General features: G+C 72.7%; 11 protein-coding genes. 5 read left to right on the forward strand and 6 right to left on the reverse strand.

Annotation, left to right across the window (positions count from 1 at the left end; genetic code table 11):
• From E1267_RS38215 to E1267_RS38230, 4 genes are all read left to right on the forward strand, one after another.
• On the forward strand, nucleotides 1-1,019 hold a 1,019-nt coding region (locus tag E1267_RS38215; protein WP_220449878.1), incomplete at its 5' end, for a YeiH family protein.
• Between the two features lie 108 nt (nucleotides 1,020-1,127).
• Nucleotides 1,128-2,054 (forward strand): pseudouridine-5'-phosphate glycosidase, encoded by a 927-nt coding sequence (locus tag E1267_RS38220; RefSeq protein WP_132340277.1) that lies wholly within the window; start codon nucleotides 1,128-1,130, stop codon nucleotides 2,052-2,054.
• Nucleotides 2,051-2,980: a carbohydrate kinase family protein gene (locus tag E1267_RS38225; protein ID WP_132340279.1), complete on the forward strand. Its 930-nt coding sequence runs from the start codon at nucleotides 2,051-2,053 to the stop codon at nucleotides 2,978-2,980. The genes E1267_RS38220 and E1267_RS38225 overlap by 4 nt, the downstream gene beginning before the upstream one ends.
• An 82-nt stretch (nucleotides 2,981-3,062) precedes the next feature.
• Nucleotides 3,063-5,654, forward strand: coding sequence for a hypothetical protein (locus E1267_RS38230; RefSeq protein WP_132340281.1), 2,592 nt, complete (start codon nucleotides 3,063-3,065; stop codon nucleotides 5,652-5,654).
• Nucleotides 5,655-5,825: 171 nt separating this feature from the next.
• Here E1267_RS38230 and E1267_RS47495 read toward each other — a convergent pair whose 3' ends face one another.
• From E1267_RS47495 to E1267_RS38255, 6 genes are all read right to left on the reverse strand, one after another.
• On the reverse strand, nucleotides 5,826-5,948 hold the full coding sequence (locus E1267_RS47495; protein WP_281283744.1) for a hypothetical protein: 123 nt from the start codon (nucleotides 5,946-5,948) through the stop codon (nucleotides 5,826-5,828).
• A 151-nt stretch (nucleotides 5,949-6,099) separates the two neighbouring features.
• Nucleotides 6,100-6,534 carry a GNAT family N-acetyltransferase gene (locus E1267_RS38235; protein WP_132340283.1) on the reverse strand — a complete coding sequence of 145 codons (435 nt, stop codon included), beginning with the start codon at nucleotides 6,532-6,534 and terminating at the stop codon, nucleotides 6,100-6,102.
• Nucleotides 6,535-6,575: 41 nt separating this feature from the next.
• Entirely contained in the window at nucleotides 6,576-7,712 is a 1,137-nt protein-coding gene (locus tag E1267_RS38240) for an acyl-CoA dehydrogenase family protein (RefSeq protein WP_132340285.1), read from the reverse strand.
• Between the two features lie 2 nt (nucleotides 7,713-7,714).
• Nucleotides 7,715-8,620 carry a hydroxymethylglutaryl-CoA lyase gene (locus E1267_RS38245; RefSeq protein ID WP_132340287.1) on the reverse strand — a complete coding sequence of 302 codons (906 nt, stop codon included), beginning with the start codon at nucleotides 8,618-8,620 and terminating at the stop codon, nucleotides 7,715-7,717.
• Nucleotides 8,620-10,653 (reverse strand): acetyl/propionyl/methylcrotonyl-CoA carboxylase subunit alpha, encoded by a 2,034-nt coding sequence (locus tag E1267_RS38250; protein WP_246064519.1) that lies wholly within the window; start codon nucleotides 10,651-10,653, stop codon nucleotides 8,620-8,622. Before E1267_RS38250 ends, E1267_RS38245 begins: the two co-directional genes overlap by 1 nt.
• Before the next feature lie 17 nt (nucleotides 10,654-10,670).
• Nucleotides 10,671-12,239: a carboxyl transferase domain-containing protein gene (locus E1267_RS38255; protein WP_132340291.1), complete on the reverse strand. Its 1,569-nt coding sequence runs from the start codon at nucleotides 12,237-12,239 to the stop codon at nucleotides 10,671-10,673.
• A 61-nt stretch (nucleotides 12,240-12,300) separates the two neighbouring features.
• Between E1267_RS38255 and E1267_RS38260 the strand changes: the two genes are divergently transcribed.
• Nucleotides 12,301-12,897: an SACE_7040 family transcriptional regulator gene (locus E1267_RS38260; RefSeq protein WP_132340293.1), complete on the forward strand. Its 597-nt coding sequence runs from the start codon at nucleotides 12,301-12,303 to the stop codon at nucleotides 12,895-12,897.
• Nucleotides 12,898-13,025 lie beyond the last annotated feature (128 nt).

A 13,025-nucleotide genomic window follows, 5' to 3' on the forward strand; every position in this document is an offset into this window, starting at 1 on the left:
CCCCGCCCTCTGCGCGGGCGCGGACCCGCCGCCCCGCCCGGACCGGTTCCGCATCAGCCGCAGCGGCAGCCGTGGCGATCTGGCCGGGTGTCGCCGTGGCCGCCCTCGCGGTGGTGCTCGCGCTGGCCGTCAACCGGGTCGTGCCGGCGCTCAGCCCCGCGGTGGTCGCGGTGGTCGCCGGCGCGGCGCTGGCCAACGTGGCCGGGGTCGGGGAGCGGTTGAAGCCGGGCCTCGCGTTCGTCTCCAGGCGGGTGCTCCGGGTCGCGGTCGCCCTGCTGGGCCTGCAGATCGCCCTGCCGCAGGTGCTGGCGCTCGGCTGGCAGACGCTCGCCGTGGTGACCGTGGCGACGGGGGTGACGTTCGCGGTGACGCCGCCCGTCGGCCGCAGGCTCGGCCTCACGCGCGGCGCGTCGCTGCTCGTCGCCACCGGCGTGTCCATCTGCGGCGCCGCCGCGATCGCCGCCATGCACGAGAGCACGGACGCCTCCGACGATGACGACGCCGCCGGCGCGCTCGGCGTCGTCGTCCTGTACGGCACCGCCGCCATCGCGGTGATCCCCCTGCTGGCCTCCCTCATGGGCCTGTCGTCCGCGCAGCTCGCGGTGTGGACGGGGGCGGCCGTGCACGAGGTCGCCCAGGTGGCCGCCATCGGCGCCGCCTCGGGGGTGCTGGCCACGGCCGTGACGGTCAAGCTGGGCCGCGTTCTCCTCCTCGCCCCGATGGTCGCCCTGTTCTCCGAGCGCAGCCGGGACGCGGGGTCCCGTCCCGCAATCGTGCCGCTGTTCGTGGTGGCGTTCCTGGCGATGGTCGCCCTCCGCAGCACCGGGCAGGTGCCCGGGGCGGTGACGGACACGATCCCGCAGGTCACCGGCGTGCTGATGGCGGCCGCCCTGTTCGGCCTGGGTACCGGCATCGACCTGCGGAAACTGGTCAGAGGCGGACGGATCATGCTGCTCGGCGGCATCGCCACGGCCGTCATCGCCGCCGTCTCACTGGCCGGAACGGCGCTCCTCGTGTGATCCTCAGGTGGGACGGCTTCAGTACCCGCGCCGGCTTGGAACAAATACCGTAAAGTACCCCGTTCAGGGTATGCCGGGCAGGATCACTCAGGGAGCACGAAACTCACCATGCGCAGCGCCACCGACTCCGTTCTCCAGCCTTCCGACGAGGTCGTCGAGGCCATGGCCGGCGGCGCACCGGTCGTGGCGCTGGAGTCCACGATCATCTCCCACGGGCTGCCGCAACCGCGCAACCTCGAGGTGGCCCGGGAGTTGGAGGGAATCGTCCGCGCCGCGGGCGCCGTGCCCGCCACGATCGCCGTGCTCGACGGCGTGCCGCGCATCGGGCTGAACGAGGTGGAGCTGGAGCGTATAGCGACGGAGTCCGGCCTGCGCAAGCTGGGGCAACGAGACCTGCCCATGGCGGCGGCGCTGAAGGCGAGCGGCGCCACCACCGTGTCGGCCACGTCGTTCCTCGCCGCCCGCGCCGGCATCCGCGTCTTCGCCACCGGCGGCCTGGGCGGCGTGCACCGGGGATGGACGGACGACCAGGACGAGTCCGCCGACCTCGACACCCTTGCCCGTACGCGCATCACGGTCGTCTGCGCGGGCGTCAAGTCGATCCTCGACGTGCCCGCGACGCTGCAGCGCCTGGAGACCAGGGGCGTGACGGTGGCCGGCTACCGAACGGACACCTTCCCCGGCTTCTACCTGCACCCCTCCGGCCAGCCGATCGACTGGCGCATCGAGTCGCCCGGCGATGCCGCGGCCGTCATGCGCGGCCAGGACGCGCTCGGCGGCCAGGAGAGCGCGTTCATCGTGGCCAACCCGGTGCCCGAGGACCAGCAGCTCGACCCCGGGCTGCACGACCGCATACTGGCCGAGGCGCTGGCCGCGGCCGAGCGCGACGGCGTCAAGGGTCAGGCCATCACCCCGTTCCTGCTCGGTTATCTCGTCGACGGCACCGGCGGCGCCTCCTTGGAGGCGAACCTGGCCGCCGTACGGGGCAACACCGCACTCGCCGCCGAGATCGCCCTCGCCTGGGCAAAACCGTGACGGGCAAGGCTCTCCTGATCATCGGCGACATCGTCACCGATGTGGTGGCGTTGCATGGTTCGCCGGTCATGACGGGCAGCGACACGGCCGCCGACATCGTGCTGCGCCCCGGCGGTTCCGGCGCGAACACCGCCGCCTGGGCCGCCTGCCTGGGAGCCGACGTGCGGCTGCTGGCCAAACTGGGCTACGACAGCAGCGAGTGGCACACGACCGAACTGCTCAAGACGGGCGTGCGCCCGCACTTGTCCGTGGACCCCGAGCACCCGACCGCCGTCGTGATCGCGATGGTGGACAAGAGCGGGGAACGCTCGATGCTCACCAACCGCGGCGCCGGCGGCCTGATCTCGGACGCCGACTGGGACCCTGCCCTGCTCGACGACGTCGGCCGGCTCCATCTGTCGGGATACGTCCTCTTCGCCGAGGGCGGGCTCCGGCTGGCCAGGCGCGCAATGGCGGAGGCGGCGGCCAGAGGCGTCGCGATCAGCGTCGACCCGGCCTCCACGGGGCCGCTGCGGGAGTTCGGCGTGGAACGGTTCATCCGGGAAACCGCCGCGGCGGGCCTGATCATCCCCAATCTTGCCGAGGCCCTGATTCTCAGTGGTGCCCCAACAGCGGAGCGTGCCGCCGTACTCTTGAGTGAGACGTACGGCACAGCGGTCGTGAAACTGGGAGCGGAGGGAGCGCTGGCCGCCGTCGACGGTGTAGTGGTCGCGACGGCGGCGGGCGTGCCCACCGAAGTCGTCGACTCGACCGGGGCAGGCGACGCGTTCGCCGCGGGGTTCCTCGCGGCGGCATTAGACGGTGCGGCGGAAAGGGCCGCGCTGGAGGCCGGTTGCCGCGCGGGGGCAGAGTGTGTGGCCCACGTGGGCGGCCGACCACGGTACGGTTTGGATCTGAACCGTCTTTACCCTATTCACACTGATTGATAGCTTGCCGCGTAGGCTGCACCAATAGCCACATCATTACGGGCAGCACCATGCGGCTCACTGGGGAGGATAAGGTCCGCCGATGGATGTCGAGTCATCGATCTGCCTGAGCGACCTAGTCCCTGCGCTGCGCTGGAGCCGTCCGCAGCAGGTGGCCGAGGCGCTCGGTGACCCGCGCCTGCCCGCCGGGTGGTGGTCCTCCCTGGCGCTGTCGAAGGCGCTCGGCACGGCGGGTCTCGACTGGATCTGCGAGCGGCTGGCCCGGCTGGCGACCTCCCGCTGGGACCACCTGCCGCTGTGCGACCTGCTCCCCGCGCTGACGGTGCACCACATCGACCCGTCGCTCCCAGGCTGGCCCGAGGCCACCCGTACGGCGATCACCGGACTCGGCGGCTGGCAGCGGCTGCGCCGCCTGTCCCCCAGCGACCTGTCCACCCCGTCGGCCACGCCGGAAGTGGTGGTCGGCTCCGTCTTCCGCGAGATCCTCGGCCGCATCCCGGCCCAGCGCGAGGCCGTGCCCGCGGCGCGGGCGAGCCATCCGGAGGTCACCCGCCCGCTTCATGTCGGCGCGGCGGCCGGTCTGTCCTCCAGGAACACCGGCTCCTTCCCCGCCCAGCCGGAGGGCGCTCCGCAGCCCGGCACCGGGCAACCCGCGCCCGAAAAACCCGGCGCCCCACAACCCGCAGCCGCACAGTCCGGCACTCCGCAACCGGGCGGGTTGCAGCCTGGGACACCGCAACCCGCAGCGGCCCAGTCAGGTGCTTCCCAGCAGCCCGGCCAGCCCGGTCAGCCCGGCCAGCCCGGTCGGCCTGGGGGGTCGCAGGCCGCGGGTTCCCAGGGCGCCGCCGGGCAGCCCGCTCCGCACGAGGGCGCCGTTCCCTCCGCGCCTCCGCAGACCGGCATGTTCGCCGCCCAGAGCGCCTCCAAACCGGACCCCGGCGCGCAGCCGCCGTCCACCGGGCCGTTCGCGAGCCCGGCAGAGGGGCTCTCCCAACCGCAGACGGGCACCTTCGCCGCGCAACCGCCCGAACGCGGGTCCGGCCCGCAGAGCGGCGCCTTCCCCGCACAACCGGACGGCCCGTCCCCGGCCCAACCCGAAAGCCGCCGTCCGGGTTCGGGAGTCCCGCCGCCGGAAGGCCGCCAGACGGGTTCGTTCCCCGCGCAGCCGGAGAGCGGCCGGGATCGCCACACGGGTTCCTTCGCCGCTCAGCCGTCCGAACGCGGGTCCGGCCCGCAGAGCGGCGCCTTCCCCGCGCAACCGGACGGCCGCCAGACGGGGTCGCTCCCTGCCCAGCCCCAGAGCGGCGGCCCGCGCCAGGGCCCGGCGGGCGAGGGCCTGCCCCAGCGCCCGGCCTCCGGCCCGTCCGAACGCCTCCCGCAGCGCCCCGGAGGCCCGGCACCCGGACGCCAGGACACCGGGTCGCTGCCCGGCATGCCCGGCTCGGGCCCCCAAACAGGCTCGATGCCCTCGATCCGCGGCCCGGGCCCGCACACCGGCTCCATGCCGGCCGTTCCCGGCTCCGGCCCGCACACCGGCTCCATGCCCGCCGTACCCGGCTCCGGCGGCCCCAAAGGGGCGCCCGCCTACGCGGCGCCCGTTCCCGGCGCGGCGCCCTCCGACACCGACCACGCGATGGTGCGGGTCGTGGACAGCCTGTTCCGCAGTCTCGACAAGATGGAGCTGGCGGTGGCCGTGCACCGGCTCTTCGCCGAGGACCCGGTCAGCCTGCGTACGCTCGCCCACAAGCTGCTGGTCGACCGCGACGCGCTCTCGCAGGCGCAACGCACCGCGGAGGAACGGGTCCTGCACTGGCTGCGTTCCTCCGAGTCGGCGCCCGTCACCGGCCACATGTTCCGGCTGACCGAGTGGCTCGGCGCGGCGGCCACCGAGGACCAGCTCATCGGCGCCGACCCGGCCCATCCGGTGACCGTCCCGTCGCTGCGCACCCCGCTCTGGCGCGTGCTCGTGACGCTCATGCCCGACCGCCGGTTCCAGGACGGCTGGCTGGTGGTCGGCGATCTGCACGGCCTTCAGCGCCGTACGCGCCAGCTCCTGGCCTCCAGCTCGCCCGACGCCGACGTCGTGGAGCTGGTGGCCGAGCTGGGCATCCGCGCCCACTCGGCCAAGGCCTGGCTCGACGCCCTCCCCCCTGAGACGAGCACCAGCCCGGCCGCGGCGCAGGCGCCCGCGCAGCCCCTGCCCCGTCGCACGCCCGGGGCCAACGGCCACCACCGGGGCGGCCAGCCCATCCCGACGGTCAACGCCGGCTCGATCGACCCGTCCGCCGCCCTGGCCACGCTGTCGGCGCTGTCGGGAAGCCGCCCGGGCAAGCTGCCCGGCGGGCTGGCGGGCGCGCCTTCCACGCCGCCCCCGCCGCTGCCGGGCCCGTCGTCCGACCCGCGCCGCTGGCAGCGCATCGAGGTCACACCCGAGCACCTCAGGGGCGGCCCCGTGCCGGTGCCCGAGGGGTACGCGGCCCAGCTCGGCATGCGTCCCGGCACGCTTCTGTCGGTGACGGGCCCCGGCGACAACGCCATCGTGCTGGTGTGGCAGGGCCACCAGCCGGTCTTCGACTCGTTGCAGCCGGTGCTCATGCGCCTGAACGCCCGGCCGGGGGACCAGGTCTACGTCACCGTGGACGGCTACCGGCTCGAAGCCCAGCTCACCGGCTGACCACCCCACTTCCGTCGCCCCGGCGAGCGCCCTGCGCCTAGGATGGCCGTGACCAGCGACCCGCGTTCGACTCAATTCGGTGGGCCGGAGGCTCGGTTTCGGGGTCTGACCTGGGCAGGCGTGGTTGATCGCGCTTGGAGGCGTTTCTCTAGGCGGGGGTGTCCTGGCTGGTCAGCGGGGTGTGGGCTGGAGGTCGCGCAGCGACTCGGGCAGCGCCTGGCCGCCGCTCTCGTCGCCCAGCAGCGCCTCGACGAACAGGGGGGTGCCCTCGCTGCGCGCGTGGATCAGGTCCATGTCGGCGGTGGACGGCTCACGGCGTGGACGCTCACGTCCCCAAGGATGTCATCCGGCGGTGACAGAACACGCCCGCGGACGTGGCCCGGACCGGAGCGCACGGCGGGCATCCGGTGGCGGGCCGGCCGCTGCGGGAAGCGCCTCAGGGGGCTCAGCGCAGGACCTTGCGGAAGAAGGTGGCCGACGCCTCGTAGCCGAGCGCGTGGTAGAACTCCGGCGCCCGCCGGGTCGCCATGGCCACGTAGCCCGCCTCCCGCGAGCGGGCCCACTTCTCGAACTCCTCCAGCAGCCCCCGCCCGATGCCCTGCCGGCGCGCCCCGGACCCGACCATGGCCTCCTCGACCCAGGCCACGGGACCGTTGGCGAACAGCGTGAGGTGCACGAACCCCAGCAGGTAACCCTGGACCCGCCCGTTCACGACGGCCGCGAGCAGCAGGGCGTCCTCGTTCGCCAGCAACTCGGGCAGCGCGGAGTCGAAGGCCTCGCGCTCGGGCCTGAAGGTCAGGCCGAACTCGCGCGCCAGCGCGAACACCGCGTCCGCGTCGGCCTTCTCCGCCCTTCTGATCTGGAGATCGTCAGCCGTCATGATTGACGACACTAGATCGTCGCATGTTCCCGGCGCAAACCTCAGAGGTCTCCCAGGCCCAGCTTGCGGGCGATGAGCATGCGCTGCACCTCGCTGGTGCCCTCCCCGATCTCAAGGATCTTGGCGTCGCGGTAGAAGCGCCCGACGGGGAACTCGTTCATGAACCCGTACCCGCCGAAGATCTGGGTGGCGTCGCGCGCGTTGTCCATGGCCGCGTTGGACGAGACCAGCTTGGCGATCGCCGCCTCTTTCTTGAACGGCTCTCCGGCCAGCATCTTCTCGGCGGCGTGGTGGTAGGCCAGGCGGGCGGTGTGCGCGCGTACCTCCATGTCGGCGATCTTGAACTGGATGGCCTGGTAGTGGCCGATCGGGTGGCCGAAGGCCCTGCGCTCCCTGACGTACTTCAGGCATTCGTCGACGCATCCCTGCGCCAGCCCGACGCTGAGCGCGGCGATCGCGATGCGGCCCTCGTCGAGCGTCTGCAGGAACTGGGCGTAGCCCCGGCCGCGCTCGCCCAGCAGGTTGGCGACGGGTACGCGGCAGTCGGTGAAGGACAGCTCGCGGGTGTCGGAGGCGTTCCAGCCGACCTTGGAGTACTTCTTCGACACCGTGAACCCGGGCGTGCCGCTCGGCACCAGGATGGTGGAGATCTCCCGCTCGCCGGTGAGGGCGGCCACGCCGACGACGCCGGTGATGTCGGTGCCGGCGTTGGTGATGAAGGCCTTGGTCCCGTTGATCACCCACGTGTCGCCGTCTAGCACGGCCGTGGTGCGCATCCCGCCGGGCACGTCGGAGCCGCCGCCGGGTTCGGTCAGGCCGAACGCTCCCAGCATCTCGCCGGCGGCCAGCCTGGGCAGCCAGGTCTCACGCTGCTCCTCGGTGCCGAACCTGAAGATCGGCATGGCCCCCAGCGACACCGCGGCCTCCAGGGTGATGGCCACGCTGGAGTCGACGCGGGCCAGCTCCTCCAGCGCCACGCAGAGCGCGAAGTAGTCGCCGCCCATGCCGGCGTACTCCTCGGGGAACGGCAGCCCGAACAACCCCATGGCGCCCATCTGCCGCACGATGTCGTACGGGAATTCCTCGCGCTCGTAGTAGTCGCCGATCACCGGCGCGACCACCTCGCGCGAGAACGCCTCGACGGTTTTGCGGAGCTCTTCGTACTCGTCCTTGAGCATGGTCACCCTTTCGAAAGCGCCTGTACGACGCGGGATGGGCTGGGCCGGCCGAGCAGCTCCGCCAGCCAGACGCTGGTGGACACGAGCTTGCCCAGGTCGAGCCCGGTCTCGATGCCGAGCCCCTGCAACATCCACACGAGGTCTTCGGTGGCCAGGTTGCCCGTGGCGGACTCGGCGTAGGGGCAGCCGCCGATGCCTCCGGTCGAGGCGTCGACGGTGGTCACGCCGGCTCTGAGCGCGGCGAGGGTGTTGCTGAGCGCCTGCCCGTACGTGTCGTGGAAGTGCACGGCGAGCCGTTCGGGCGTGCGGAAGGCGTCGATCAGGGCGGTGACGTGGCCGGGCGTGCCGACGCCGATGGTGTCGCCGAGCGACAGCTCGTGGCAGCCGAGCCCGAGCAGCCGCTCGCCGACCTCGACCACCTGCCTGACCGGCGTCGGCCCTTCCCAGGGGTCGCCGAAGCACATCGACACGTAGGCGCGTACCTTCAGCCCGTTGTCGAGCGCCCGGGCCACGACCGGCTCGAACATCTCGAACTGGCTCTCCAGGCTGCGGTTGAGGTTCTTCGCGGCGAACGTCTCGGTGGCGCTGGCGAAGACGGCGATCTCGTCGGCCTGGAGTTCGAGCGCCCGGTCGAGGCCGCGCAGGTTGGGGACGAGCACGGGGTAGCGCACCCCCGGTTTCCTGCGGAGCCGGGCGAGCAGCTCTCCGGCGTCGGCCAGCTGCGGCACCCAGTCGGGGTGCACGAAGCTGGTGGCCTCGATGACCTTGTGTCCCGCGTCGGCGAGCCGGTGGATGAACTCGGCCTTGACCTCGACGGGCACTACGGCGGACTCGTTCTGCAACCCGTCGCGCGGACCGACCTCGTAGATCGTGACCTGCTGCGGAAGACCTTCCATCGCGTACGGCATCACGCCTCCTCGGACTCGCGCCGGACCACGGCCAGGACGGCGTCCATGTCGACGGGCTGGCCCGCCCGCACGGCCAGCTCGGTCACGGTGCCGTCGTGCGGGGCGGTCACCGTGTGTTCCATCTTCATGGCCTCGACGATGAGCAGCGGCTGGCCCTCGCCGACCCGTTCGCCGGGCTGGGCCTTGACCGCCAGCACGGTGCCGGGCATGGGGCTGCGCACGGCGCCGTCGCCGGCCGCGGCGGCGCCCGGCCGGTCTCCCGGGTCGCCGATGAGGTGCCGGGTGAGTGCCCACGACGCGCCGTCCCTGCCGAGCCAGAGCGTGTCGCCGTCGCGCGCGCAGAGGTAACGCTCGGTACGGCCGTCGAGGGTGACGTGCAGGCGTACGCCGCCGGAAGGGCCGGGGGCGTGGGCGCCGTCGGCCCGGACGCGCGCCGGCACCGCCTCTCCGTCGATCAGAACGTCGGCCGCCTCCTCCGGCAGGCCGCGGACCCGGACCTCGTGCACGCCGTCCCGCGACTCCAGCCGCCACGTCGTCCACGCCGGCTCGCCGACCCGCCACCCGTCCGTGACGTCCCACGGGTCATCGCCCTGGGGCATGGCGTGGAAGACGAGCCCCGCCGCGGCGAGCACCTCACCGGGCACCTCCGTGGCCGGCACGAGGTCGGGGAGCGCCCGCTCGACCAGGCCGGTGTCCAGGTCCCCGGCCGCGACGGCCGGGTGGGCGGCGAGGGCGCGCAGGAACGGGACGTTGGTGACCACGCCGAGCACGGCCGTCCCGGCCAGTGCCCGGTCGAGCGCGGCGAACGCCGTCGCGCGGTCGGGGGCCCAGGCGATGACCTTGGACATCATCGGGTCGAACGCCGTGCCCACGACGCCTCCCTCCACCAGCCCCGAGTCGACCCGTACGACGGCTCCGCCCCGCGGCGACGCCGCCCCGGAACCGCCGGCGGCCGGGTCGCCCGGTTCTCGCAGCGCCAGGACACGGCCGCCGCTGGGCAGGAAGCCGCGGGCCGGGTCCTCGGCGTAGACGCGCGCCTCGACGGCGTGGCCGGTGAGCCGTACGTCGTCCTGGCCGAAAGGCAGCAGTTCGCCCGCCGCCACCCGAAGCTGCAGCTCCACCAGGTCGAGCCCGGTGACCAGCTCGGTCACCGGGTGCTCGACCTGCAGGCGGGTGTTCATCTCCATGAAGTGGTAGGCACCGGTGGTGCCGTCCACGATGAACTCCACCGTGCCAGCCCCCACGTAGCCGACCGCGCGGGCGGCCTCCGCCGCGGCCGCTCCCATGCGGGCGCGCGTCTCGGGGCCGAGGAAGGGCGACGGCGCCTCCTCGACGATCTTCTGGTGCCTGCGCTGGAGGCTGCACTCGCGCTCGCCCAGGTGCACGACGTTGCCGTGGGTGTCGGCCATGATCTGGATCTCGATGTGCCGCGGGCTCTCGACGTAACGCTCGATGAGCAGCGTGCCGTCGCCGAAGGCCGCCAGTGCCGTACGCCGGGCCGACGCGATCGCCTCGGGCAGCTCGGCGGCCGACCGTACGAGCACCATGCCCTTGCCGCCGCCGCCCGCGGACGGCTTGATCAGGGCGGGGAAGTTGTCCCAGTCCTCCAGGGAGGCGGGTTCGGCCCGGCCGGGCACCACGGGCACGCCCGCGGCCGCGACCGTGGCCTTGGCCCGGATCTTGTCACCCATCGCGTCGACGGCGTCGGCGGGCGGGCCGACGAACACGAGCCCGGCCTCGGCGCAGCGCCGCGCGAACGCGGCGTTCTCCGCCAGGAACCCGTAACCCGGATGTACGGCTTGCGCCCCCGCTTCCCGAGCCGCCGCGACGATCGCCTCGATGTGCAGATATGCCGGCACCTCAAGGGCGATGTCCGCTTCGAGCGTGTGCTTGGCCCCCGCGTCGTCCGGCGTGTACACGGCCACCGACGTGATGCCGAGCCCGCGCAGCGTGCGGGCGATCCGTACGGCGATCTCCCCTCTGTTGGCGATCAGCACGGCCGTGAAGCCCGCCTGCCGCCCGGTGCTTCGCACGGTCTCCATTGCCTGGCTCACATCCTGAAGACGCCGTAACCGGCGGGGTCGAGCGGCGCGTTGGCCGCCGCGGACAGCGCCAGGCCGAGGACCGTGCGCGTGTCGACCGGGTCGATCACGCCGTCGTCCCACAGCCTGGCCGTGGAGTAGTACGGGTTGCCCTGGTGCTCGTACTGGGCTCTGATCGCGGCGGGGTCGGCGTCGCCCACGGTGGTGAGCACGTTCGCGGCCTGCTCGCCGCCCATGACCGAGATGCGCGCGTTCGGCCACATCCATAGGAACCTGGGTGAGTACGCCCGCCCGGCCATGGCGTAGTTGCCCGCGCCGAACGACCCGCCGATCACCACGGTGAATTTGGGCACCCGGGCGCACGAGACGGCCGTGACCATCTTCGCCCCGTGCTTGGCGATGCCGCCCGCCTCGTACGCCTTGCCGACCATGAAGCCGCTGATGTTCTGCAGGAACACCAGGGGGATCCGGCGCTGGTCGCACAGTTCGATGAAGTGGGCGCCCTTCATGGCGGACTCGCCGAACAGGATGCCGTTGTTGGCGACGATGCCCACGGGATGCCCGTGGAGGCGGGCGAACCCGGTGACGAGGGTCGAGCCGTACTCGGCCTTGAACTCCAGGAAGCGGGAGCCGTCGACCAGCCTGGCGATGACCTCGCGCACGTCGTAGGGCCGGCGGGTGTCGGCGGGCACGATGCCGTACAGCTCTCGCGCGTCGTAGCGGGGTGGCTCCGGCGCGGTCGTCTCCCAGGGGCGCTCGGCGCACGGCGCCAGCGTGGAGACGATGTCGCGGACGATCGCCAGCGCGTGCGCGTCGTCCTCCGCGAGGTGGTCGGTGACGCCGCTGACCCGCGAGTGCAGGTCGCCGCCGCCGAGTTCCTCGGCCGTGACCTCCTCGCCGGTGGCGGCCTTCACCAGGGGCGGGCCACCCAGGAAGATCGTGCCCTGGCCGCGGACGATGACCGCCTCGTCGCTCATCGCGGGCACGTAGGCGCCGCCGGCCGTGCACGAACCGAGCACGGCTGCGATCTGCGGGATGCCCTGGGCGGACATCGTGGCCTGGTTGTAGAAGATGCGCCCGAAGTGCTCGCGGTCGGGGAACACCTCGTCCTGCCTGGGCAGGAACGCCCCGCCGGAGTCGACGAGGTAGACGCAGGGCAGGCGGTTGTGCAGCGCCACCTCCTGCGCGCGCAGGTGCTTCTTGACGGTGAGCGGGTAGTAGGTGCCGCCCTTGACCGTGGCGTCGTTGGCGACGACCACGCACTCGCGTCCCGAGATCCGGCCGACGCCGGTGATGATGCCCGCCGCGGGGGCCTGGTCGTCGTAGAGGCCGTTCGCGGCCAGGGGCGACAGCTCCAGGAAGCGGGAGCCGGGGTCGAGCAGCCCGTCGACGCGGTCGCGCGGCAGCAGCTTGCCTCGTTCGACGTGGCGCCGCCGCGAGCGCTCGGGGCCGCCGAGCGCGGCCGTCGCGAGCCGTTGGAGCAGCTCGGCCGCGAGCCGCTCGTTGTGCTCGGCATGTCGTTTGTACGCCTCCGCGCCGGGCTCGGCCGCCGATCTCAGCACCGGCCATTCGCTCATGAGTCCCCTCCCATGGCTGGGATGTTAGTCATCATTAACGTAATCGTCTAGCATGTGAGACGTGAGCACCGTCTCCCCATCTACCCGCAACCGCGGCAACCGGCGCGCGGAGATCCTGGAGGCGGCGGCCGGGCTGTTCGCCGCACGCGGCTTCCACGGGGTCTCGATCGAGGACATCGGCGGCGCGGTCGGCATCTCGGGGCCCGCGCTCTACCGGCACTTCAGCGGCAAGGACGCCCTGCTGTCGGAGATGTTGCTGGACGTCAGCTCGCGGCTGCGCGAGTCGGCCGTCGCGGTCGCCACCTCCTCCCCCGGCCCAGCGGAGACGCTGGACGCGCTGCTCAACGTGCAGATCACGTTCGCGATCGAGCAGCCGGCCCTGATCACCGTGCACGACAGGGAGCTGGGCAACGTGCCCGAGCCCGCGCGGCGGCAGATCAGGCGGCTGCAGCGCCTCTACGTCGAGGAGTGGGTGACCGTGCTGGCCGAGCTGCACCCGGCCTGCCCGGCAGCGCGGCTGCGCGCCGCGACGCACGCGGTCTTCGGGCTGCTCAACTCGACGCCGCACAGCGCCGGCGAGCTGCCCGCCCAGGACATGCGGCCGCTGCTGCACACGATGGCGAGGGCCGCGATCGAGGCCTCGGTTAACGCGCGTTAACTTGCTCCGGCCAACCGGACATCCCTTGCCTATGCCAACTATCTAGATATATCGTCACGCTATCTCGATAGTTGGAGGCTCAAGCATGCACGAGAACGACTTCCGGAACACACCGCCGCCCGTGCTCC

The sequence above is a fragment of the Nonomuraea longispora genome, assembly GCF_004348345.1.
GTDB lineage: Bacteria > Actinomycetota > Actinomycetes > Streptosporangiales > Streptosporangiaceae > Nonomuraea > Nonomuraea longispora.

What these genes read in the sequence shown, in the direction of transcription:
- E1267_RS38255 (WP_132340291.1), bottom strand. Translation starts at nt 12,239, where the DNA reads ATGAGCGAATGGCCGGTGCTGAGATCGGCGGCCGAGCCCGGCGCGGAG.
- E1267_RS38230 (WP_132340281.1), top strand. Translation starts at nt 3,063, where the DNA reads ATGGATGTCGAGTCATCGATCTGCCTGAGCGACCTAGTCCCTGCGCTG.
- E1267_RS38220 (WP_132340277.1), top strand. Translation starts at nt 1,128, where the DNA reads ATGCGCAGCGCCACCGACTCCGTTCTCCAGCCTTCCGACGAGGTCGTC.
- E1267_RS38240 (WP_132340285.1), bottom strand. Translation starts at nt 7,712, where the DNA reads ATGCTCAAGGACGAGTACGAAGAGCTCCGCAAAACCGTCGAGGCGTTC.
- E1267_RS38235 (WP_132340283.1), bottom strand. Translation starts at nt 6,534, where the DNA reads ATGACGGCTGACGATCTCCAGATCAGAAGGGCGGAGAAGGCCGACGCG.
- E1267_RS38245 (WP_132340287.1), bottom strand. Translation starts at nt 8,620, where the DNA reads ATGCCGTACGCGATGGAAGGTCTTCCGCAGCAGGTCACGATCTACGAG.
- E1267_RS47495 (WP_281283744.1), bottom strand. Translation starts at nt 5,948, where the DNA reads ATGGACCTGATCCACGCGCGCAGCGAGGGCACCCCCCTGTTCGTCGAG.